Origin of the sequence: Siphonobacter aquaeclarae (assembly GCF_900103285.1) — a bacterium.
Taxonomy (GTDB): Bacteria; Bacteroidota; Bacteroidia; order Cytophagales; family Spirosomataceae; genus Siphonobacter; species Siphonobacter aquaeclarae.
The window spans coordinates 24696-46998 of the sequence record NZ_FNGS01000007.1; the positions used below are offsets into that span (position 1 = coordinate 24696).

Below are 22303 nucleotides of genomic sequence, written 5' to 3' on the forward strand. Positions count from 1 at the left end.
TTACGAAGGAAAGTACCGGCGGCGGGCCTGCTTCATGCCCAGGGTAGCGATGAAGACCATGGTCGCAGAGCTCAGCGGCATCAGGATAGCGGCAACGACGGGAGAGAGATTGCCCGTCAGGCCATAGCTCAGCCCGATCAGGTTGTAGATAAGCGAAATGATAAAACTGAAGCGGATGACCGTCAATCCCCGTTTGCTGAATTGCAGGAACCGGGGCAGCAGCCGGAGTTCGCCGGCCTCGAGGATGCCATCGCTCGCCGGGCTGAACTGTAACGTATTCTCTGTCAGGGCAATACCGGCGTCGGCCTGCCGGATCGCGCCGGCGTCGTTGAGACCGTCGCCGAGCATGAGTACCTTCCGCCCTTCTTCCTGCAGGCGGCGGACTACCTGTAGTTTGTCTTCCGGCTTCATCCGGAAGTGCATTTCCGGAAACCAGCGGCTGAGGTAGGGGCGCTCGGCGTCGCCGTCTCCCGAAAGCAGGCAGAGGGTATACTGCTGGCCCAGCTGGCTGAGCATCGGTTCGAGTCCTTCCCGGTAGGTATTGCCGACGGCGTAGTGCCCCTTCAGCGTGCCATCGATACGGATGAAGAGGCGCGTACCACCGGGAAGGGCCGGTTGGGCATCGACCCATCCGGCTGAACCGACCTGAACGGAGTGTCCCAAAACCGTTCCGGAAAGACCTTTTCCGCTGACTTCCGTGAAATCGGCTACCGCTGCCGGTACCGGTTCCTGCAGGTGCCGGTATACCTGCACGCTCAGCGGGTGAGTAGAGTGACTGACGAGCGAGGCGACAAGCAGCCGTTCTTCGCCGGTCAATTCGGTACCGGTGAACGACAGCTCCTGGCCGGAGGTCGTCGTCAGGGTACCTGTTTTGTCAAAGACGATGGTATCGCACTGGGCGAGTTTCTCGAGTACTTCTCCGTTTTTCAGGTAAAACTTCTGCCGTCCCAGAATCCGGAGGCCATGCCCGAGCGCAAACGGGTACGACAGCGCCAGCGCACAGGGGCAGGCTATGATTAATACGGCTGTAAAGGCATTCAGGGCCTTCGACGGATCATGAAAATACCACCAGGCGGCTGCTAATGCCGCCAGTATCAGCACACTGATTGTGAAATAATTTCCGACAGCGTCGGCAAAGGTCCGCAGCCGGCTATTCTCTTTTCGGGTGAAAGCCGCGTCGTTCCAGAGCTGGGTCAGGTAGCTTTGGGAGACTTCCTTGAGTACTTCCAGTTCGATGGAATCGCCGGTTTGCCGCCCGCCTGCATAGAGCAGATCACCCACGGTATGGGTTTCGGGCGCCGCTTCTCCGGTTACAAAACTATAGTCGATCCGGCCGGTACCCCGGTACAGCAGGCCGTCGGCCGGAATCAGCTCCCCATGCCGGATACGTATCCGGTTGCCTTTCCGGAGCTGGCGGACAGGTACCGGGGTGGTAGCACCCGCATTGCCGACCAGTTGGGCCGAAAGCGGAAAATAGGATTGATAGTCCCGTTCAAACGACAGAAACGAATAGGTCTTTTCCTGAAACCAGCGCCCGGCAAGGAGGAAGAACGTCAGCCCGGTAAGGGAATCAAAATACCCGTTCTGATGCAGGAAAACGACCTCGTACACACTGCGCGTCCAGGCCACCATAATACCCAGGAGAATCGGGAAATCGAGGTTGAGCCGTCCGGCGCGGAGGCTTTTATATACCGAGACAAAGTACCCCTGTGCCGAATAGAAGACGACAGGCAGCGACAAAATCAGACTCAGCCAGCCAAAAAGTACCTTATAGGTCGGGTCGTCAAGGCCCAGGTACTCCGGAAAACTGAACAGCATGATATTGCCGGCGCAGAAGCCGGCTACGCCGATGCGCGTCAGCAAGCTCCGGTAGGAAGGTTGCTGCTGCTCCCGGACGACGTCCTGGAGGCTGATCAGCGGTTCATAGCCAATCGACGTCAGCAACTCGGCGAGCTGGCGGAGCGTCAGCTGATCTTTCCGGAACTGAACAACTACCTGCTTTTTCAGGAAATCCACCCGGGCGGAAGCCACCGCGCCGTTGAGCCGGGGCAGGTGTTCGAGCAGGTACAGGCAGGAAGAGCAGTGAATCGCCGGAAGAAAGAAGGTAACCCGCGCCGTTTGCTCGTTCTGAAAATCGAGCAGCGACTCCGCGATTTCCGGATTATCGAGAAACTCGAAGCGGGTCGACGTCGGGGAAATGCCTTTTCCGTCGAGCGTATAGTATTGGCAGAGCTGGTGTTCCGACAAAAGCTGGTATACCGTCCGGCACCCTTCGCAACAGAACGGCTTGTTGTCGTACGAAAGAGCCTCGTCGGGGCAATCGTTGCCGCAGTGATAACAAACAGTATGAACGGGTGTGAAAAGACGGGTAGCACTCATGGCTTCAGGGGGCGCAGCGCCCCGGAAATGATGCCCCAAAACTCCGGTGACTGCCGGGCGATCCCTATGACAGGAAATAACACTCCCGACTGATTTTTATCATTTTTCCGGTTGACTTCATGGGCCAATTTTGCCCTTGTCATTCGACAACGAATGGTACAGCCATTTAAACGCACTATCCCATGAAATCGCAAGCAGCCCCCGAATGCCAGCGCTGCACGTTCCGGGAGTTTTCACTCTTCAAGAACTGCCAGCAAGGTGAACTGGAAGACATTAACGAGAACAAATGTTTTCACACGTACAAGAAGGGACAGGTGATCTTCCACGAAGGAAACCGTCCGTTCGGGTTGTTTTGCGTCTTCGATGGAAAGGTGAAAATCAGCCGTCTCAACGCGGAAGGCAAAGAGCAGATCATCCGCCTGGCCAAGCCCGGAGATACGCTCGGGTACCGTTCGCTGATTGAAAACGCCAAGTACTCGGCTTCGGCTGTCGCCCTTGACGACACCCAGGCCTGTTTCGTGCCGGCGTCCGACTTCAACAAGCTCGTGGATTCAAATGTCAAGGTTGCCAATGACCTGATGAAAATGCTGGCCAAGGCCCTTGGAGAATCCCAGGAACGCATGATCCACATGGCGATGAAGCCCGTGCGGGAGCGCCTCGCTGAAGCCTTGCTATTGCTCCGATCGACTTACCAGAAAGCGGAAAGCGCCGAGCCGTTCAGCATCGCGATTTCCCGGGATGATCTGGCGGCAATCGTCGGAACGGCCAAGGAAACCGTCATCCGGTTCCTCTCGGAGTTCAAGGAAGACGGTATCGTTTCTGCTCACGGCAGTACGATTACACTCCTCAAACCGGAGCGTTTGCTTAAAATCAGCCAGTTGTACGATTAATTCAAACCCTGTTTCGCCGGAAAACCTGCCTGAAAGGAATATGCCGGTTGTTTATTCAGTGCCCGCAGTGACATATATCATTTCACCGTCGTCTGATTCTCAACAACTTCGCCTCATCACTTATAATTCGTTCCCGTGCTGTTTGACGGGTACATGAGAGAAGAGCCATGCTATTAGACACGGAGAAAAAACTACTCGCCCGAGGGACGGAGTTGTATGCGCACAAGGGTGAGTTCCTCTATCGACGGGAGCAACCCGCGGAATATGTATTCTACCTGAAAGACGGTTCGGTTGAGATTGTCAGCGACAGCGCCAAAGTACGCGTGCAGGGCTGCCGGTGTTTCCTCGGACTGCACGAGGCACTGCTCAACGACTACCACCGGGCGTCGGTCAAGGTCAACGACGAGTCCATTCTGCTCGTTTTCGAAAAGCAGCAGATTGAGACGTTTCTGGACGAAAGCCCCCAGGCCCGCCGCTACCTGATGTTGCAGATATGCGACCAGCTGGCGTTGATGAAGCGGGATTTTGAGTGATGGGGAAGCTTTAAGCTGCAGGCTATAAGCTGTAGGCCGCGAGCTGGAAAGTACCTGGCGTCGTATCCGCGTATTGCTTTGGGCTATCAGCTGTAGGCTTGCGACAATGCCCGGTATACAGCCCGCCTAAAGCTTACTGCCCACAGCTTATAGCCCCAAAAAATCTTTTCCTCCACCTACCAATGTATCTCCGGTTTCCCTTTCGCATTTAAGAAATGGTTGGTTTGGCTGAAGTGTTTACAGCCGAACCAACCGCCGTTATTGGCCGACATGGGCGAGGGGTGGCGGGCTTTCAGTACTAGGTGTTTGTTGGTATCAATAACCTGTCCTTTCTTCTGGGCATAGGATCCCCACAGGAGGAACACGAGGTCTTCTTTTTCTTCGGAAAGTATCCGGATCACGGCGTCGGTAAACACTTCCCAGCCGCGTCCCTGGTGTGAGCCGGCCTGCCCGGCACGGACGGTCAGCGTAGCGTTGAGCAGCAGTACCCCCTGATCCGCCCAGCGCTCCAGGTTGCCGGTAGGAGGCATGGGTTTGCCGAGATCATCCTGAATTTCCTTGAAGATATTGATCAGCGAAGGCGGCATCCGGACGCCGTCGTTTACCGAAAAACACAAGCCATTCGCCTGTCCTTCACCGTGATACGGATCCTGCCCGAGAATTACGACACGGGTATTATCAAAGGAGCAGTGGTTGAAGGCGTTGAAAATCTTTTTTCCCGGCGGATAGATGCGGTGAGTCGCGTATTCGGTTTTCACGAAATCGACCAGATCCAGAAAATACGGCTTTTCAAACTCGGGCTGCAGGAAGGGTTTCCAGGACTCGGCGATCTGAACATTCATAGGAGGGATAGGATATTTCGGTTGGCAGAATTCTTTTCCGGAGATGAAATTCCGGAAGAAATCAGGCGTTTAGAAAATGGAAAAATCAAATCAGGGATTTGTCCTTTCGCGTTCTGGCGATTAATTTCGGTCAGTTATGCGGCAGCACATCATCTGCCTAAACTGGAATGCTTATGGTAACGGCCATCACGGAAGGGATCAAAGTTAGTGTGATTACGGAGTTCATCTCCAATCACTCGAACGCCTCGCTGCAACATTTTGTGTTTACCTACCGCGTCCGGATCGAAAATCAATCAGAGTTTACGATCCGGCTGCTGCGCCGGCATTGGTTTATCTACGATTCCAACGGTATCACGCGGGAAGTCGAAGGCGAGGGCGTCATCGGGCAGCAGCCTGTACTCGAGCCGGGCGAATCCCATGAATATGTTTCGGGCAGCAACCTGCAGTCGACCATGGGCAAAATGGCCGGCCATTACCTCATGGAGCGCCAGTACGACGGATATCAGTTTTTTGTAGAGATTCCGGAGTTCATGCTCATCGTCCCTTACCGGCTCAACTAGCCGTCTTTCCAACTTGATTCGTCGCTGTTTTGATTCGATCCTATTTTCGGTACCTGTTTTCGGCTGGAAACGAACATTCCCTCCATTCTCCTTTTGTTTTTGAGTTGTATACCCGGACGATTCGTCCCCGGTCGACTACGCCCGATCCCGCTTTTGCCGGCATCGAAGCGATCCGGACCAAAATGAAAAACAGCAGCGAAGAGATCGAGGTACTTGATTTCGGCGCGGGTTCCCGGAAAGGCAATACTCCCCGGAAAAAGATCTCAACGATTGCCAAAAACGCACAAAAGCCTTCCAAATTCGCCCGGCTGCTCTACCGGCTGATTCGCCGGTTTGAACCGAAAACCCTTTTCGATCTCGGTACTTCGCTGGGTCTGACGACGCTCTACGAATCGCATGCGGCTCCGCATGCGCAGATTACCAGCTTTGAAGGCTGCCCGGAAACAGCCCGCGTCGCGCAGGAAAACCTGTCGGGCCGGAATAATGTACAAATCGTCGTCGGAAACCTCGATGAAACCCTGACTGCAGCGCTTGCACGTACCGAGCGCCTGGATTTCGCCTTTTTCGATGCCAACCACCGGTATGAGCCGACGCTCCGGTATTTCGAAGCCTGCCTGACCCGGGCGCATGACGAAAGTGTCTTTGTTTTCGACGACATTCACTGGTCTGAAGAAATGGAAAAAGCCTGGACAGATATCCAGGCTCATCCCCGCGTAGCGGTTACGATCGATCTGTTTTTTGTTGGACTGGTGTTCTTCCGGCAGAAACAGCCGCGTCAGCATTTTGTGCTTCGGTTTTAGTTCGGAATGCCGAATGTCACCCCGACGTTCAGGCCCCAGAGCTTGTCCGGGTTCTTCCATTCAATGTTGTTCGGCGTGCCGGTATTCGCGCTGCCGTCTTTGCTGCCGAAGATAAAGTGGTAGGTTCCTTCTGCAAACACACCCACGTTGCCGAGGGCAAACATGACACCGGCCTTCGGCGCCGCGCCGAATTTGGTGGCGCTTGAACTGGAGATTTCGTTTCCGTTGAATCGTACTTTGGTACTTCGGATGTACGCGCCCGCTTCACCGCCGATATACGGGCGGACAGCCCCTTTCGTCAGATAAAGGTCGAGCGTTCCCGTGATGGGTACGAGAGAGGTGGTGTTGGTCAGCTCCTGTCCGACGGCCTCCGTTTTGTCATACTTCAGGCTGATGTACTTGACTGCCGCACCTACTGCCACCTGCGGGCCGAGAAAGACTTTCAATCCCGCTCCGACGCCCGGCCGGACTTTGTTGTTGACGTCGTCCAGCGTCGGGGACGCCAGCGTACCGTGCAGGGTGAAACCGACCTGAGCAAAGGAAGTGGAGGCAAAGGATACGAGCAGCGCCAAAAGTGCCAGGCTGGAATAGAAACGCATCGTTTTCATGGATAGAAGGAAAAAATTGGTTGTCCTGTAAGGGCACAAAAACAATGCCAAACCGGGAATCCGGTCTGGCATCGGTAGAATTGTGTGGTAAATTTTCTACAACTTTATTTGGGAAGACCAAAGGTAATCCCCACGTTCAGTCCCCAGAGTTTATCCGGGTTTTTGAAGCTTACGTTGTTGGCGGAGCCGATATTGGCACTACCATCCTTGTTCGAGAAAATAAAGTGGTAGTTGCCTTCTGCGAAGATACCGAAGTTGCCGAGCGCGAAGGTCAAACCCAGCTTCGGCGTGGCGCCGAGACGGGTATTGGTGCTGTTATACACGTTGTTACCGTTGAGCTCCAGGTCATAGCGGTGAATGTAGGCGCCGACTTCCCCGCCGATATACGGCCGGACGAAGCCTTTCGTGAAATAGTAATCGACCGTCCCGGTGATGGGGATCAGCGATCCGACAGAGCGAACCGATCCGCCGGGGAGTTCCGTCGCTTCGTATGACAGGCTGATGTACTTGACAGCGGCACCGACGGCGAGGTTATCTCCGAGGAAGAATTTCACATTGGCGCCGAGGCCTCCTTTTACTTTGGAATCATCCAGGGTGGTGGAGGCAACCGTTCCGTGAAGACTGAAGGCAACCTGGGCCGAAGCGCCGGACACAACGGCGACAGAAAGGAGAAGGATGCCGGCAAGGCGGCGGGCTAAAGTAGACATAACTAGTTGGGGTTAGACTGAGTTGAACGCTGCCAAGGTACGTAAATAATTTTCTACAGAATGGGGGATAGGGGGAAAAAGAGGGGTTTTATGCCCTTTTTTGACCCGTAAACTACGAATCGGAGCCATGGTCTGATAGTCGGTTTTTATGATGATTAAACCACTCCATCGCTCCCGGATTCCGGACCGAGCCGGGGTTCATAACCTTTTCGAGCGGCTTACCCTGCAGCAATTGCTTGACCGGTTTCTCCAGTTTTTTGCCGGACAACGTATAGGGAATATCGGGTACGGCCAGTATCCGGTCGGGTACGTGCCGGGGCGAGCAGGCCTGCCGGATAGCCTGCCGGATACGCTGATCGAGTGCCGGGCTTAGTTCAATACCTTCCTGTAATACCACAAAAAGCGGCATGTAGTCGGTTTCTTCCAGGTGGACGATGAGGCTGTCCCGAATTTCGGGAAAGGTATCGGTCGCCCGGTAAATCTCTGCCGTGCCGATTCGTACACCCTGCCGGTTGAGGGTAGCGTCCGAACGGCCAAGGATCACCAGGGTATCCCTTTTTGTTATTTTCAGCCAGTCGCCATGCCGCCAGACTCCCGGGTAGGTTTCGAAATAGCTTTCTGTATAGCGTTGAAAATCAGGATCATTCCAGAAGAATACGGGCATGGAGGGCATCGGTTGCGTGACAACCATCTCGCCGACTTCGTCCACGAGCGGATGCCCGTCTTCATCGAAGCTATCCATCGCGCAACCGAGGCAGCGACACTGAATTTCTCCTTCGTAAACCGGCCTCCAGGGATTAGCCCCCACCCAGGCGGTGCAAATATCGGTCCCGCCCGACATGGAACTCAGCCAGACGTCCGGCTTTACATGCGCATACACCCAGTCAAATCCTTCGGCAGACAGGGGAGAACCGGTAGATCCGATCGTGCGCAGATGCGGCAGATCAAACGGTAGTGTCAGTCCCGCCTTCAGGCACGACCCGATAAACGGCGCCGATGTTCCAAAGTGAGCAATGCGGGCGTCCTGCGCAAGTTGCCAGAGAAAGTCGAGGCCGGGATACCCCGGACTGCCGTCATACAATACCGCCGTTGCTCCTGCCAATAAACTGGCATTCAGGAAATTCCACATCATCCAGCCGGTGGTGGTATACCAGAAGAAGCGCTCTCCCGGCCGGACATCGTTATGAAGAACCAGATACTTCAGGTGTTCCAGCAGCACGCCGCCATGTGAGTGAACGATGGGTTTCGGAAGCCCCGTTGTTCCGGAAGAGTATAAAATCCAGATGGGATGGTTGAATTCCACCGGAGTAAAGGCTAGTTCAGGCTCCGGGCTTTGCTGGATAGACTCCCAGTAGACGCCAGGGGCTTTTCCCGGTTGTTGTACCCAAACGACCGCCGGTAAACCGGGCAGGGCTTCTGCCAGGGCGAGTACGGCTTCTGTTTTATCGAAGAGCTTGCCGCCGTACCGATACGTGCCGATACCCAGCAATACTTTTGGTTCGATTTGGGCAAAGCGGTCCGCGGCGGCGCCTACCCCGAAATCGGGAGAAGTAGAAGACCAAATTGCCCCCACGCTGAGCGTCGCCAGAAGTGCCGCGGTTGCCTCGGGTACGGTTGGCAGGTAAGCCGCGACGCGGTCGCCCGGACCTACTCCCTGTTCTTTCAGCCAGGCTGCAAACCGTGCCGTTTGTGCGCGTAGTTCGCTCCAGGAAATTTCGGTGAGGGGCTGATTTTCAGAGCAGAAGAGAAGTGCGGGCCAGGCGTCTGTTTCATTCCGGAAGACCTGCTCCGCATAATTGAGCGTACCGCCTGAAAACCAGTGGGCGCGGGGCATAACTCCCGTAAGCACGGAAGTGTATGGGCTGTGAAACCGGATGTCAAAGTACCGGACGAGGGATTCCCAGAAGGCTTCGGTTTCGTCGGTCGACCATCTCCATAAATCCGCATAGTCCGTAAAATGCAGGCCCGAGGTCTCAGCCAGCCAGGATACATAGTGCGAAAGCCGGGACGATTCCGGATGAGCGGGCGTCCACAGCAGGCGAGGTATTTTCATAGTGAGGCGTGATGAAGTGGCAAAATGTAAACAAAAAAAGTGGCCGGCGAAAGCTCACCGACCACTCCGGCCACCTGTCAAACCAACTCAATCACGGTAAAAAACGGGGGAAGGAAACCAAGATCTATCTATTAAGGCAGGAAACGGGCCGGCGGATCAGTACTCGCGGGAAAGGGACGTATATCGCATCGTCAGCCTCCCGGTTTCCGGTCACCTTTCACGCGGTGCTGATCCGTCGGCCAATTGACTACCAGCGACGGCCGTTGCGGTCGTAATCGCGTTTTTCCCAGGTAATGGCGCGGTCAATCCGATCCTGTAGGTCAGAAATGATCGCCCGTTCGCGGGGCGAGGTATAGCCATTGGCGCGGGCTGCGTAAATGGCGCGGTCGGTATCGGCCTGCAGCGAACGCAGGTGACGTACTTCACGCCGCGTCAGAAGGCCCGAACGGATACCCTGTTCGATCCGCATGTTTTGTTCGCGCTGGCGCATCTCCGGGTTGAAGCGGCCGTAGCCACCACCATATCCGCCTCCGTATCCGCCGCGGTCGTAGCGGTCTGACTGGCCGTAGCGGTCGTCGTAACGACCATACGGTTGCTGGGCACGGGTGCAGGCGGAAGCGGTCACCAAAAGAAGGAGAGAGAAGAAGAGCGACTTTTGAACGAATGAGGTTTTCATGGCTATTGGTTGTTTTTTATCCAAATACGACTCTTGGAATCGTCTTAGTTTGTCCCGTTTAAAGCCTTAACACTCTTTAACAGAAAGCCCGCTGTACCGGGGGATAAATACCGCCCGCCGTTTACGAAGTCTTCCAGTTCCGTACCTCTTTTGTGACGTAGCTTAGTGCCTCATTTTCAACCAACAACCATTGTTTACCACGCCATGAAAAAAGTCGCCTTCTGGAGTTTACTGCTCCTGAGTTTTTCTTCTGTTGCCCAGCAAATGCCCGACCGTCGTTTTTCGATGGGCCTGCGCCTCGGGGCAAATTACAATCAGCTCACCGGCGAGTCGGTGGGATCTCCCGGCGCCTTCTATTTTGACGGAAAGACAGCACATACCTGGGGTTACACCGCGGCGCTGTTTTTCCGGAGAGGAGGAGGTACATTTTTTACCCAGCACGAACTGGGCCTGTCGCAAAAAGGCGGTGCCTTTACCATCGGCGGAACCGGCGGACAGGTCAATCTGAAGAATGTGGATGTACGTTTTTCGAATATTGACTTTACCAATCTTGTCGGCGTGCGGTTTTTCCGGTTGTTTCGGGTAAACGGCGGAATCGTTTTATCCTACAATACCGGCAACAACGGAGACCTCGGCAGCATCGCCTCTGATTTCCTCGAACGGAAATACAGCCTCCAGGGCCAGTTGCTGCAAGCTATGCAGGCGCAGGTAGCAGGCCAGCAGGATCAGTTTTCGAATGCCTTTAAGGGAATATCCGTCAACTACCAGGCAGGTATCGGCGTGGACGGCGGGCGGTTTACGTTTGACCTGCGGTATGAAGGGGGGATTACGGATGTGATGAAGACGAAGGTGGACCTGGGAAATGCCGACTGGTCTTCTTCCGTCAACGAAGCCCTGAGCCGGAAGGTATCGCTCTGGCAGATTACGGCCGGGGTTGGCTTCGGACGGGCTCCGAAGGCTTATTCAGCCAGTCTTTAAAGCCTTTTCTGTGTTTTCTGTGAGAAACTTAATTTTTCTCACAGAAAACACAGAATACACAGAAAAAAGGGGTTGGTTCTTCTGAACCAACCCCTTTCACTTATCTATCCGTAACAGGATTATACCCGTGCTACTTCTACGTTTACCCGCTTGCCTTTGATGGTGTTTCCGTCGAGGGCATTGAGGATCGTTTGCTGGTGCTCTTTCGGTACGTCGACAAACGAGTAGCTGTCGAAGAGGTCGATCTGACCAATTACCTTGCCGGGAAGGCCGGTTTCACCCGTGATTGCGCCCACGATGTGGCTCGGAGTGATCTTGAAATTCTTCCCGATGTTGATAAAGAGACGAACCATACCGGCATCGGTACCGCGGCGGAAGGGCTTTCCATCGCGATCAACGCGTTCGCGGGTGGAGTTGCCACCGCGGCCGTCGTTGTAGTTGTTCCGGCGGTCGCCGAAGCGGTCGTTGCCACGACGATCTCCGAAGCGGCTGTTGCCGTTGCGGTCGCCCGGCGCCCGGTCGAACTTCTTGCGGGCTTCTTCTTCCAGGTTGTCTTCCGTCATCTTCACGCCGCCGAGGTTCAGTTGAGCCAGCGCAGAAACAATGGCACTGGCTTCGTAACCGGCTTCCTGGAGGGTATCGAAGATATCAGAGTAGAACTCGGACGTACCTTCTTCAATCGTTTGCTGAACGCGTTCGACGAAGCGGGTTTTCTTGATCGCGAAGACATCGGCGAACGTCGGCAGTTTTCCACGGGGGATTTCCACCTTCGTGTAGTTCTGGATGTCGCGGATGCGGTATTTTTCCGAGCCGGAAGCCAGGGTAAAGGCTTTTCCGGACTTGCCGGCACGGCCCGTACGGCCGATCCGGTGTACGTAGTATTCCGAATCCATCGGAACGTCGTAGTTGAAGACAGCTTCTACGTCGTCCACGTCAATTCCGCGGGCAGCAACGTCGGTTGCTACGAGGATTTGGGTGGTACCGCCGCGGAACTTGCTCATGACCTGGTTCCGGGCAGCCTGGCGCATGTCGCCGTGGAGGCCTTCAGCGGCATAACCCCGCATCTGGAATTGTTCCACGATTTCATCCACACGTGCTTTCTGGTTGCTGAAGACGAGCATCAGCTTGATCTGATGGAAATCGATCAGGCGGCACATCGCTTCGAATTTCGCATCCGGACGGACGGCATACCAGCTCTGCTCGATGTTGGCGTTGGTGACTTCGTTTTTCGTCACTTTTACCAGTTGCGGATTGCGCTGGTAACGCTTCGTCAGATCCAGGATGGGCTTCGGCATGGTAGCCGAGAAGAAGACCGTCTGGCGATCTTCCGGGCAATCGGCGAGGACGCTTTCAATGTCTTCCCGGAAGCCCATGTCCAGCATTTCATCGGCTTCGTCGAGCACGATGTATTTCAGCTGGTCGAGACGGAGAGTACCGCGCTCGATGTGGTCCATAACCCGGCCCGGCGTGCCGACTACAATCTGGCAGCCTTTGCGGAGGTCGCGGTTCTGACGCTCGTAGCTGTCACCACCGTAAATAGCCGTGATCCATACGCCGCGCTTGAACTTGGCAAGGCGACGCAATTCTTCGGATACCTGTACCGCGAGTTCGCGGGTGGGGCAAAGGATCAGCGACTGAACATATTTGTCGTTAGGATCGATCTTGTCGATCAGAGGAATCCCGAAGGCAGCGGTTTTACCGGTTCCGGTTTGCGCCTGGCCAATCACGTCACGGCCATCGAGAAGAAAAGGGATAGATTCTGCCTGGATAGGCGAGGGTGCCACGAAACCCATTTCCGTGACGGCTTGCATAACCTCGTCTGAAAGACCCAGGTCAGCAAAAAGAATTTGATTCTCCATGAATTAGTGATACCACAAGATTCCCTTGTGCTCCGGCCACCTGCAGGACAATACCCTGCTCCGAAGACGACACAAACAGAAGTTTGCGGTACAATCGGTTTTTGATAAATGATGTAAACTAAACCACAACGATGCCAACACATCCGTCGGGCGTCTGATGACCAAAGTGTGAGAGACAGAGGAGGGTCCGGCTAGCGGACCAATCAGAGCAAGGCAGACGGGAGGCCTTTTCAGTTGTTCGGCACGGACTGCCGACTGATTTTCTAATGCAAAATTGGTACAAAGAGTTCAACCGTGCAACTAAATTGTATTATATAGGGGAATAGTACTATATCATCAGAGAAATATGCTGTTCCGTTGGCTTTTTCCGGGATTTGACGGATTAAATACCCGGCGGAATTCTGAAATGTCGTTTTCCGCGGCATTTTTGCGCTCAAATTGGATGGCATGAAAAAAGCACTATTTATCGATCGGGACGGCACCCTTATCCTCGAGCCGCAAACAGATTTTCAGATAGATTCCTACGAAAAGCTGGAATTCCTCCCCGGCGTTATCTCCGCCCTGCGGAAGATCGCCGAAGAAACGGATTACGAACTCGTCATGGTGACCAACCAGGACGGTCTCGGAACCCCCGCTTTCCCGGAAGATACCTTCTGGCCCGCTCATAACAAGATGCTCGCCATCCTCGAAGGAGAAGGTATCCGCTTTGCTGCTGTCCACATCGACCGGTCGTTCCCGGAGGACAAGCTCCCGACCCGGAAGCCCGGCATCGGTATGCTCACGCAGTATTTCGACGGCAGTTATGATCTCGCCGGCAGTTACGTCATCGGCGACCGCCTGACCGACGTTCTCCTGGCGCAAAACCTCGGCGCCAAAGCCCTGCTCATCGAACCCGGAAACAAAGCCTCCGAACGCCCGCTCGTAACGCCCGAACTGGAACCGTACCTGGCGCTGGCTACGCCCGACTGGCACGAAATCTACCGGAAACTGCGTCTGCCCGACCGCATAGCCACCGTCCAGCGGGATACGAAGGAGACGCAGATCGCCGTTACGCTCAACCTCGACGGAACCGGAAAAGCCGACATCCATACCGGCCTCGGCTTTTTTGACCATATGCTCGATCAGCTGGCCAAACACGGCGGGCTCGATCTGTCCATCCATGTTAACGGAGATCTGCACATCGACGAGCACCATACCATCGAAGATACGGCCCTGGCGCTGGGAGAGGCCTTCCGGAAAGCGCTTGGCGACAAGCGCGGAATTGCCCGGTACGGCTTCCTTCTGCCGATGGACGAAGCCCTGGCGCAGGTAGGAATCGATTTTTCAGGCCGGCCCTGGCTGGTCTGGGAAGCCGACTTCAAACGGGAAAAAATCGGAGATATGCCGACGGAGATGTTCCACCACTTCTTCAAATCATTTACCGATACCTCCCTGACCAACCTGAATATCAAGGTCGAAGGTTCCAACGAGCACCACAAGATCGAATCCATCTTCAAAGCCTGGGCCAAAGCGATCAAGATGGCCGTACGGCGGGAAATCCGGGAGCTCAACAACCTCCCGAGTACCAAAGGGGTTTTGTGAAAAGTTTCCTTTAGACTTTCGCGATTGTGGCTTACCTTTGCGCCCATCGAATCTGAACACTGCTAACTGTTTTGTCACATATGCTGCTGAATATTCCGATGCCCACCATTATCCCCATCGCCTTTTTTGTAGTGCTGATGGCTGCTTCCTTCTACGTAGGAGCATATCTGGAAAAACGGGAGCCGAGAAAATAAACGTCTTTACCCAAGCACGAAAGAGCGGCCGCACGGTCGCTCTTTTTGCTTCCACTGCCTATGCTTACCTTATTTGCTATTCCGAATTGCGATACCGTCAAGAAAGCCAGGGTCTGGCTCGACGGCAAAGGAATTTCCTACCAGTTCCACGACTATAAAAAAGAGGGAATAGACCGGAAAACAATCGAAAACTGGCTCAAACAGAAGCCGTGGGACGAGCTCATCAACAAGGCGAGCACTACCTGGAAAGCCCTCGAAGTCAAACCCGAAAATGCCGAGGAAGCCATCGCCGCCATGATCGACAACCCCTCGGTGATCCGCCGCCCGCTGATCGAAAGCGACGGCAAAATCATCGCGCAGGGGTTTAAGGCGGATAAATACGAAGAGATTTTTAAGTAAAAAAAGGCAGCTCACGAGCTGCCTTTTTTTACTTGCATGGGGCAGAGGGCAGAGGGCAGGGCTACCATTCCATGCGGGGAAGGGGGGAGACTGTCTGAGGGCAGAAATCACCTTTCAACGCCTTATAGTAGCCTGCTGCGGCGATCATCGCCGCATTGTCGGTGCAGTATTCGAATTTGGGAATGAAAACATTCCAGCCGAGTTTTTCGCCGGTGCGAAGCAGTTCGGCACGCAGGCCCGAGTTGGCCGAAACGCCTCCGGCAATGGCAATGTCCCGGATGCCGGTTTCCCGCGCGGCGCGCTTGAGCTTCGTCAGCAGGATTTTGACAAGCGTTCCCTGTACGGAGGCACAGATGTCGGCCAGGTTTTTTTGAATAAAATCGGGGTCCTTCGCCGTCTGGTCCCGCAGGAAATACAGGATAGCCGTTTTGATTCCCGAAAAGGAATAGGTCAGGCCGGGGGTATCCACCGCCGGCAGCGGAAACCGATCCGGATTGCCTTCCTGTGCGTATTTGTCGATCAGAGGCCCGCCGGGATAGGGCAATTGAAGGAGTTTGGCCGTTTTATCAAAGGCTTCGCCAACGGCGTCGTCCTGCGTTTCCCCGATCACCTCCATGTCGAGGTAGTCCCGGACGAGAACGATCTGGGTATGACCGCCCGATACCGTCAGGCAGAGAAACGGAAATGAAGGATGGGGATCTTCGAGGAAGTGAGCGAGCACGTGCGCCTGCATGTGGTGGACATCCACCAGGGGAATATCCAGCCCCAGCGCCAGCGATTTCGCAAACGATGTACCTACCAATAGCGAACCCAGGAGGCCTGGTCCGCGCGTAAAAGCGACGACGTTCAGGTCCTTTTTCGTAACTTTCGCCCGATTCAGGGCCTCTTCGACCACCGGGACGATGTGTTGCTGGTGTGCACGGGAGGCCAGCTCGGGTACGACACCGCCGTATTGCTGGTGAACGAGCTGGGTCGCGACGACGTTGGATCGAAGTTTTCCGTCGATAAGTACCGCCGCGGAACTTTCGTCACAAGACGATTCGATCGCAAGTAATACCATATGGAATTCAGGCAGCCGATTCCCTGAACCGGCCTGCTTTTTTGTATTTTTAACTACCGATAAGTCAACAAAAGTACGGCTGAAACGTTCTGGAATTTAGTTTTTTGTCCGGAAACAGGTCTGAACTTTCTCGTTCCACAATGAATAAGGTGCTGCGCATTCTCCTGAGAACCGTCCTGACGCTCGCGTTGGCCGGAGTTCTTGGAGTCGCACTGGCGTGGCACTTTTCACTGATTGACATCACGCCGGACCAGGCGGAATTACTTCGCCAGGGCTTTCTGTTCGGGTTATTGCCGGCAGGGGCGGTCTTGATCGGTGTGCTTTCCTTTTTTCCGGTCGCGAAGGAAGCCGTTAAATCCTGGCTGCTGGAAGAAACACCCCGCATTGTCAAAAACGCCACGCTGATCTGGATCGTACTCGTCGGTTTGAGTGTGAGTTGCATGGCCGTACTCCGGATTCCGGCGGTACAGACGCGGCTTACGCGGTATGTCACCGACTGGTTTTTCGAACAAACGCACTATCCGGTCCGGGTAGGTCGGGTCGATTACCGTTTCCCCGATAACCTGATTCTGGAGAAGGTATCCGTGCCGGATACCCTGAAAAAGCCGATGATTGACATCGGCCGGCTGGAGATCAACTTCCCGCTGTTTCAGCTGATTGATTCGGCCAATACCCATATTCACCTTGATAAGGTACGGCTCGTTCATCCCGATGTCCGGCTCGTTGTCCAGAAAAACGGCGACCTCAACATCGACCATTTTATTGCAGCGATAGACCGGCTGACAGCCCCCAAAACACCGCGGAAAGGGCCGCCGAAAATCGTTCCCTTTACCATCGGTTATGCGCGGGTGGAGCAGGGCGAGTTTCATTACGACGATCCCAGGAAAAAGCCGTTCCGGCGGCAGGGTACGTTCGACTACAACCATTTCGTCCTGAATGACCTCAGCGGAGACGTCCGGAATTTCCTCGTTTTTGCCGATACCATCGCCGCTGATATTGATAACCTGAAAGGGATCGACCGGGTGGCAGATATGAAGGTGCATGAGTTCGATACGCGGTTTTTGTTTTCGAACGAACGCATGCGGTTCAATGATCTCTTCGTCCGCGTCAACCGCTCGGTTATCCGGAAATTCGCCGAGTTCAGGTATGGGCACAGCCGGGATCTCGGCGATTTCAATGAGAAAATCCGCATCATCGCGGATCTTGATTCGGCGGTTGTATACCCCGAAGACCTGGCCCGGTTCGCACATCCTCTTTACCAGTACAAAGACAGATGGGTCGCCTCCGGCCATTTTGACGGCAAGGTGATCGACTTCCGGTTTCAGGCAGATCAGTTGCACTACGGCGCCCAGAGCTATGCTTCAGGGCTTTTTGCGTTTAAGGGACTTCCGGAATTCGAGCAGTCTGACATGGATTTTTCCCTGACCCGGTACGTAACCAACGCCAAAGACCTGGCGCAGTATACCGGCGAAAAGACCGTGAAAACCCTTACCCGGTTCGGGACGCTGAACTACGCCGGTACCTTCGCCGGACGATACAACGACTTCACAGCGAAAGGCATTCTCAAAACAGACCTGGGAACCGTCATTCCTGATCTCGCGATGAAAATCAGCCCCCGTATCGAGAATTCAACCTACGAGGGTAACATCGAGATCATTGATCTGGCGTTGGGCAAAATCATTGACGACACAAAACTGCTTCAGAACCTGGACCTGAAAGGCCGTATCGAAGGACGCGGATTTGAGAAGGAAACCGCGGTGGTGAAGCTGCATACCGATGTCGGAAAGTTCGGCTTCCGGGGATATAACTACCGGAATGCACGGGTAGACGGCGAGTTGCAGCTCGGCCTCTTCGAAGGCCGTATCGCACTCAACGATACCAACCTGGCCTTTGACCTCGCAGGAAAAGCCGATATCCGGCAAAACCGGAATTACTTCGACATCGACGGAAAGCTCAACCGCATGATGCTCAAGCCGCTGGGTATTGCGCGGGAGAATATCCGCCTCCAATCCGAACTCCACGTGGTTTGGACCGGGCTGGATATCGACGAATTGTTCGGTGCTGCCCGATTGAAAAATGCCTACCTGACACGTTTCCTGGAAGACGGGGACCGCAACCTCCTGATCGATACCCTGTATCTGTTCGCGCCGAAACCGATCGGAAACCGCTACCTGTCTGTGCAGTCGGATATCCTCAATGCAACGGTGGAGGGGCCCTTTCAGCTTTCCCGTGCGCTGGAAGATGTTCCGGCGCTGGCGGAAGAGTATATGCTGTATTTTACCGGCCTGGATTCCTCCCGGCAGGATTACTATTTCAAGAAGTCGCTCCGACCGGTACCGGAGCGATATAACCTGAAGTACTCCGTCCTGTTCCGGGATGCGCGCCCGCTGATGGCCTTCCTGTACCCCGAGGGATATGTTTCGCCCAATAGTCTGGTTGAAGGAACGGTTGCGATGGGTAATACTTCCGTCTTTACCCTGAACGCCAAATCGGATACCCTGCTGCTCGGGAAGTACCGGTTTTTCCGGTCGGAAGTGGATCTCAATACCTCCAAGTTTTCCGCCGGAAACGATGTGCTGGCTTCTGCTGTCATTACCTCTGACGCCCAGCAGATCCACTCGGCAGCACCTACTGAAAAGCTGTTGGTCGAAGCTTCCTGGGAGAAAGATCACATTGCCTTTACCAGTCGCCTGCGGCAGCGTGAGAGTACCAACCGGCTGAACCTCAACGGAGATATTTTTTTCCGGCCGGAAGGAACAGACCTGCACTTCCGCCGGTCCCGAATCCGGATTCTGGATCAGGACTGGAATATCAACCCCGGCAACCTGGTCCGCCTGCGGGGCAGTCGTATCGATGTCAAAGACCTGAATTTCCAGAACATCGAGCAGGCAATTTCGCTCAACGGGGTAGTCGCCGAAGATCCGCAGCAGACGCTTTTGCTGACAGCGAAGGACTTTAATCTCAAGACGTTACAGCCGATTTTGCAGGTGAATATCGCCGGGACACTCAACGCCGATGTTACCCTGCGCGACGCCTACGAAAGCACCAGCCTCGACGGGAAAGTAATCGTCGATGAGCTGGTATATAAAGGATTTCTGATCGGAAATGTGAACGGGGCATCGCAGTGGGACCGGACCAACCGCCGGGTCAACGTCAACCTCGGTGTGGACCGGATGAATAACCCGATTCTGAACGTGAAGGGTACTTACACGCCCGACCTGGACGATAACCCGCTTGACCTGACGGCCACCCTCAACCGGACGGACCTGCAGATTTTTGAACCGTTTGTTGAAGGCCTGTTTTCAGACATCAAAGGCCAGGCGAGCGGCAGGCTTGTTATCCGGGGAACACCGGTAGCTCCCCAGCTGCGCGGTATCGCCGATATCCGGAAGGGCCAGCTTAAATTCGACTACCTCGGCGTACGCCTGAATTTTTCAGATACCATCCGGTTCAGAGGCAGTGATATCCAGGCCAAACTATTGCTGACCGATGAGGAGGGCAATGCCGGAAACCTCCGCATGGGTATCTACTCCGGCGGGGACGGCTCCTATGCGATGGATCTCAAGGCGGGATTACGGAATTTCAAAGTACTGAATACGACGCTGAAGGATAATAAACTGTTTTTCGGAAAAGCATATGTCACGGGAGACGTGAGCGTGGAAAGCGCCGGATCGCTTGATAACCTGGTCGTCCGCTCCAATGCAAGAAGTCGTCCGGGAACTGAAATCACTATTCCGATCGATAACGCGACCGAGGTTAGCAATACCGACTATATCCAGTTTGTGAACCTGGCCATTCCCCGGAAAAAGAACGCAGACGAAGCCAAAGCCCGCCGCCGGGTCAGGTCCGGTATCCGGATGGATTTCAATTTTGACATCACACCCGATGCAAAATGCGTGCTGGTTCTCGACCGCCGCACCGGTGACCGGTTCGAAGCTTTCGGTCATAGTAACCTGAACCTCGAAGTGGACACCAAGGGTGAATTTGCCATGCGAGGGACGTATGAACTGGACCGCGGAAAGTACTTCTATAAGTACGAAGCCCTCGTTTCCAAGGAGTTTTCCATTCAGCCAAACAGCCGCATCAGCTGGTTCGGCGATCCGTATGAAGCGATTGTGGACGTCAAAGCGACATATACCAAGCTCACCTCCCTGTCGCCTATTCTCACCAGCGACCAGCAGCAGGCTACCGACGCCCGCCGGGCATATCCGGTGGAAGTCGCTATCAACCTGAAAGACAGACTCATGAAGCCCAACGTGACGTTCGGTCTCAAAGTGAAGGAATACCCCCTCGATCCGACGTATTCCGGACCGGTGCAGGCGTTTGAAGCCCGCCTCGCCAACGACGAACAGGAGCTCAACAATCAGGTCAGCAGTATTCTTTTTTCGGGACGGCTGATTCCCCAGAACTCGGCAGCTTTCAGCCAGATCAACGTATTGAACTTGCTGGCGGAGACGGGTACCAGCGTGCTGAGCGATATTCTGTCGAAAGTGGCAAACGGAGTAGAAGTAGATATCAATACCGTCAATGTGACGGGTACAACACAGACGACGCTGGCCGACCAGCTTCGCGCCAAAGTATCCTATAATTTCGGGAATGGGTTGACAATCAGCCGGGATGGCGGGTTTTCGTCTGTTTATAGTACCGCCAACGCCAACCTCATCGGCGATTGGGCTGCCGAATGGCAGGTGACACCCGATGCGCGCTGGCGCCTGAAGGCATTCAGCCGGTTTCCGCAGAATACCCTGCTGCAATCGACGTTCAACCAGAATACCCCGACCGTCGGCGGTAGTGTCCTCTATACCAAGAGCTTCAATTATATTTTCCCGAGAAAGAAACCGGTTTCGGGCAGCGCGTCGGGCACAACCAACAACCGGTCGTGGCTGAATACGACCGAAATCATCTTACCCAAAAAATAGTCAGGAGAGGGAAAGCGCCGACAGGAGCGTCTGGCACTTCATTTCCGTTTCCATCCACTCGTTTTCGGCGACAGAATCTTCCGTAATACCCGCGCCGGCAAAGAGCGTCGCTTCGTCGTCCTCGATCTGCATGGTCCGGAGATTCACGAAGAGATGTGTTTCCTGGTTAATATTCACCGGACCGAGGTAGCCGCTGTAGTAGCTGCGGTCATACGCTTCGTAATGTTCCAGGAAGCGGAGCGCCGAGCTTTTGGGCGTACCGCAAACGGCAGACGTCGGGTGGAGGAGATCCAGCATGACCGTCGCCAGTTGCGGAAATCCCACTGCCTGGGTATCTACTTTGAAATCCGTCCGGAGGTGGAGAAGATTTCCGGCCCGCACCGTACGGGGGCCGCTTTCGAGGTATTCCCGCAGGCGGATTTTCTTGAAACACTCAATGACATACCGGCTGACGAGGGCCTGCTCTTCGATTTCCTTGTGCGACCAGCGGGCCTCTTCCAGCGGAATGGCGTGGCCATCGGTACCTGTCGCGGATTGCGTAGCCGCGAGCGACATGGTGCGGAAGGTACCCTGCAAATCCTGGCTGACGAGGAGTTCGGGTGTGGCGCCCAGCCAGACCGAGCCGGATTCCGGCAGCGATACGAGCGAAACAAATGCGTGGGGATACGCGTCACAAAGGCGGTTGAAGGCCGCCACATGGTCAAATCGTTTGGGAAGTTCGACCCATTTCCGGCGGGAGAGCACTACTTTCTGGAATGCGCCCATTTTCATTTCCGCAACGGCGTGGCGAACGGCCTCTTCGAATTTTTCGCGCTCATCGGCCGTAGCAGGGCCATGATGCGGCGCAGAAGGAGAGTAGGGAACAGCATCTTCGGCGTCTTCCTCGGCGTCGTCTTCAAACGCCTGAATACGCCAGAAATCCGCGTGAGAGGCCGTCTCTTCTGAGATCAACTGCTCTTCCGCGTTGAAAGAAAAGTACAGATCCGCCCGCAGAAACCGCGTCTGATCGCTTTCCGGGTTCAGAAACGGACTGATGGCAAAACCGGCCGGCAGTTCTTCGAGATCAATGCGCAGCCGCCGGTCTTCCCCCGACAGGTCGATAATCAATTGTTTCTCGCTGCTTTTCGGCAAACGCCAGAGTGCAGCCGGATAGCCGCCCCGCTCAGCCGTCCGCCAAAGATTGGACAGGGAGTGGGTTTTAATTGAACTATTCTGGGAATAAGCTGTTTCCATAGCTTCCAATTCGCAATGCAACTATAACTATT

The 22303-nt window shown here is 54.7% G+C and carries 17 protein-coding genes; 8 read left to right on the top strand and 9 right to left on the bottom strand.

Annotated elements, in window-relative coordinates:
* Positions 1 to 2379: a heavy metal translocating P-type ATPase gene (locus BLR09_RS18020; RefSeq protein ID WP_093205433.1), complete on the bottom strand. Its 2379-nt coding sequence runs from the start codon at positions 2377 to 2379 to the stop codon at positions 1 to 3.
* Between the two features lie 182 nt (positions 2380 to 2561).
* Here BLR09_RS18020 and BLR09_RS18025 point away from each other — a divergent pair, with 182 nt between their 5' ends.
* The gene (locus tag BLR09_RS18025) at positions 2562 to 3269 is read left to right on the top strand and encodes a Crp/Fnr family transcriptional regulator (RefSeq protein WP_093205435.1); all 708 of its coding nucleotides are present in this window, start codon (positions 2562 to 2564) and stop codon (positions 3267 to 3269) included.
* A gap of 167 nt (positions 3270 to 3436) precedes the next feature.
* Positions 3437 to 3802, top strand: coding sequence for a cyclic nucleotide-binding domain-containing protein (locus BLR09_RS18030; RefSeq protein WP_093205437.1), 366 nt, complete (start codon positions 3437 to 3439; stop codon positions 3800 to 3802).
* A gap of 176 nt (positions 3803 to 3978) precedes the next feature.
* Here BLR09_RS18030 and ung read toward each other — a convergent pair whose 3' ends face one another.
* Complete coding sequence (gene ung / locus BLR09_RS18035) at positions 3979 to 4644, bottom strand: uracil-DNA glycosylase (protein WP_093205473.1); 666 nt, start codon at positions 4642 to 4644, stop codon at positions 3979 to 3981.
* Between the two features lie 173 nt (positions 4645 to 4817).
* Between ung and apaG the strand changes: the two genes are divergently transcribed.
* Both apaG and BLR09_RS18045 read left to right on the top strand, forming a co-directional pair.
* Complete coding sequence (gene apaG / locus BLR09_RS18040) at positions 4818 to 5204, top strand: Co2+/Mg2+ efflux protein ApaG (protein ID WP_093205476.1); 387 nt, start codon at positions 4818 to 4820, stop codon at positions 5202 to 5204.
* A 29-nt stretch (positions 5205 to 5233) separates the two neighbouring features.
* Entirely contained in the window at positions 5234 to 6004 is a 771-nt protein-coding gene (locus BLR09_RS18045; RefSeq protein ID WP_093205479.1) for an O-methyltransferase, read from the top strand.
* Here the strand turns inward: BLR09_RS18045 and BLR09_RS18050 are convergent.
* The 4 genes from BLR09_RS18050 to BLR09_RS18070 form a co-directional block, all read right to left on the bottom strand.
* Positions 6001 to 6612, bottom strand: coding sequence for an outer membrane beta-barrel protein (locus BLR09_RS18050; RefSeq protein ID WP_176785602.1), 612 nt, complete (start codon positions 6610 to 6612; stop codon positions 6001 to 6003). The two genes, BLR09_RS18045 and BLR09_RS18050, sit on opposite strands and share 4 nt — an antisense overlap.
* A 104-nt stretch (positions 6613 to 6716) precedes the next feature.
* A complete protein-coding gene (locus BLR09_RS18055) occupies positions 6717 to 7319 on the bottom strand; it encodes an outer membrane beta-barrel protein (protein WP_093205485.1) in 603 nt (200 codons plus the stop codon).
* Positions 7320 to 7431: 112 nt separating this feature from the next.
* Positions 7432 to 9372 carry an acetoacetate--CoA ligase gene (locus BLR09_RS18060; protein ID WP_093205488.1) on the bottom strand — a complete coding sequence of 647 codons (1941 nt, stop codon included), beginning with the start codon at positions 9370 to 9372 and terminating at the stop codon, positions 7432 to 7434.
* Positions 9373 to 9619: 247 nt separating this feature from the next.
* Positions 9620 to 10048: a hypothetical protein gene (locus tag BLR09_RS18070; RefSeq protein WP_093205494.1), complete on the bottom strand. Its 429-nt coding sequence runs from the start codon at positions 10046 to 10048 to the stop codon at positions 9620 to 9622.
* A gap of 204 nt (positions 10049 to 10252) precedes the next feature.
* Between BLR09_RS18070 and BLR09_RS18075 the strand changes: the two genes are divergently transcribed.
* Positions 10253 to 11026, top strand: a complete 774-nt coding sequence (locus BLR09_RS18075; RefSeq protein ID WP_093205497.1) for a porin family protein — start codon at positions 10253 to 10255, stop codon at positions 11024 to 11026.
* A gap of 119 nt (positions 11027 to 11145) precedes the next feature.
* Here BLR09_RS18075 and BLR09_RS18080 read toward each other — a convergent pair whose 3' ends face one another.
* Entirely contained in the window at positions 11146 to 12885 is a 1740-nt protein-coding gene (locus tag BLR09_RS18080; protein ID WP_093205500.1) for a DEAD/DEAH box helicase, read from the bottom strand.
* 447 nt (positions 12886 to 13332) lie between these two features.
* On the opposite strand from BLR09_RS18080, the gene hisB reads away from it, so the two are divergent.
* A complete protein-coding gene (hisB, locus tag BLR09_RS18085; protein ID WP_093205503.1) occupies positions 13333 to 14466 on the top strand; it encodes a bifunctional histidinol-phosphatase/imidazoleglycerol-phosphate dehydratase HisB in 1134 nt (377 codons plus the stop codon).
* Between the two features lie 254 nt (positions 14467 to 14720).
* Entirely contained in the window at positions 14721 to 15059 is a 339-nt protein-coding gene (locus BLR09_RS18090; RefSeq protein WP_093205505.1) for a Spx/MgsR family RNA polymerase-binding regulatory protein, read from the top strand.
* Between the two features lie 61 nt (positions 15060 to 15120).
* On the opposite strand, the gene tsaD is transcribed toward BLR09_RS18090, so the two are convergent.
* A complete protein-coding gene (tsaD, locus tag BLR09_RS18095) occupies positions 15121 to 16119 on the bottom strand; it encodes a tRNA (adenosine(37)-N6)-threonylcarbamoyltransferase complex transferase subunit TsaD (protein WP_093205508.1) in 999 nt (332 codons plus the stop codon).
* Positions 16120 to 16259: 140 nt separating this feature from the next.
* Between tsaD and BLR09_RS18100 the strand changes: the two genes are divergently transcribed.
* Positions 16260 to 21038, top strand: coding sequence for a translocation/assembly module TamB domain-containing protein (locus BLR09_RS18100; RefSeq protein WP_093205511.1), 4779 nt, complete (start codon positions 16260 to 16262; stop codon positions 21036 to 21038).
* On the opposite strand, the gene BLR09_RS18105 is transcribed toward BLR09_RS18100, so the two are convergent.
* Positions 21039 to 22271 (bottom strand): chorismate-binding protein, encoded by a 1233-nt coding sequence (locus tag BLR09_RS18105; RefSeq protein ID WP_093206058.1) that lies wholly within the window; start codon positions 22269 to 22271, stop codon positions 21039 to 21041.
* Between the last annotated feature and the right edge of the window lie 32 nt (positions 22272 to 22303).

Coding starts and splice junctions, on each gene's coding strand:
- BLR09_RS18050 (WP_176785602.1), bottom strand. CDS start 6,612: ATGAAAACGATGCGTTTCTATTCCAGCCTGGCACTTTTGGCGCTGCTC.
- BLR09_RS18060 (WP_093205488.1), bottom strand. CDS start 9,372: ATGAAAATACCTCGCCTGCTGTGGACGCCCGCTCATCCGGAATCGTCC.
- BLR09_RS18055 (WP_093205485.1), bottom strand. CDS start 7,319: ATGTCTACTTTAGCCCGCCGCCTTGCCGGCATCCTTCTCCTTTCTGTC.
- tsaD (WP_093205508.1), bottom strand. CDS start 16,119: ATGGTATTACTTGCGATCGAATCGTCTTGTGACGAAAGTTCCGCGGCG.
- BLR09_RS18080 (WP_093205500.1), bottom strand. CDS start 12,885: ATGGAGAATCAAATTCTTTTTGCTGACCTGGGTCTTTCAGACGAGGTT.
- BLR09_RS18030 (WP_093205437.1), top strand. CDS start 3,437: ATGCTATTAGACACGGAGAAAAAACTACTCGCCCGAGGGACGGAGTTG.
- ung (WP_093205473.1), bottom strand. CDS start 4,644: ATGAATGTTCAGATCGCCGAGTCCTGGAAACCCTTCCTGCAGCCCGAG.
- BLR09_RS18090 (WP_093205505.1), top strand. CDS start 14,721: ATGCTTACCTTATTTGCTATTCCGAATTGCGATACCGTCAAGAAAGCC.
- BLR09_RS18100 (WP_093205511.1), top strand. CDS start 16,260: ATGAATAAGGTGCTGCGCATTCTCCTGAGAACCGTCCTGACGCTCGCG.
- apaG (WP_093205476.1), top strand. CDS start 4,818: ATGGTAACGGCCATCACGGAAGGGATCAAAGTTAGTGTGATTACGGAG.
- BLR09_RS18070 (WP_093205494.1), bottom strand. CDS start 10,048: ATGAAAACCTCATTCGTTCAAAAGTCGCTCTTCTTCTCTCTCCTTCTT.
- BLR09_RS18025 (WP_093205435.1), top strand. CDS start 2,562: ATGAAATCGCAAGCAGCCCCCGAATGCCAGCGCTGCACGTTCCGGGAG.
- hisB (WP_093205503.1), top strand. CDS start 13,333: ATGAAAAAAGCACTATTTATCGATCGGGACGGCACCCTTATCCTCGAG.
- BLR09_RS18075 (WP_093205497.1), top strand. CDS start 10,253: ATGAAAAAAGTCGCCTTCTGGAGTTTACTGCTCCTGAGTTTTTCTTCT.
- BLR09_RS18020 (WP_093205433.1), bottom strand. CDS start 2,379: ATGAGTGCTACCCGTCTTTTCACACCCGTTCATACTGTTTGTTATCAC.
- BLR09_RS18105 (WP_093206058.1), bottom strand. CDS start 22,271: ATGGAAACAGCTTATTCCCAGAATAGTTCAATTAAAACCCACTCCCTG.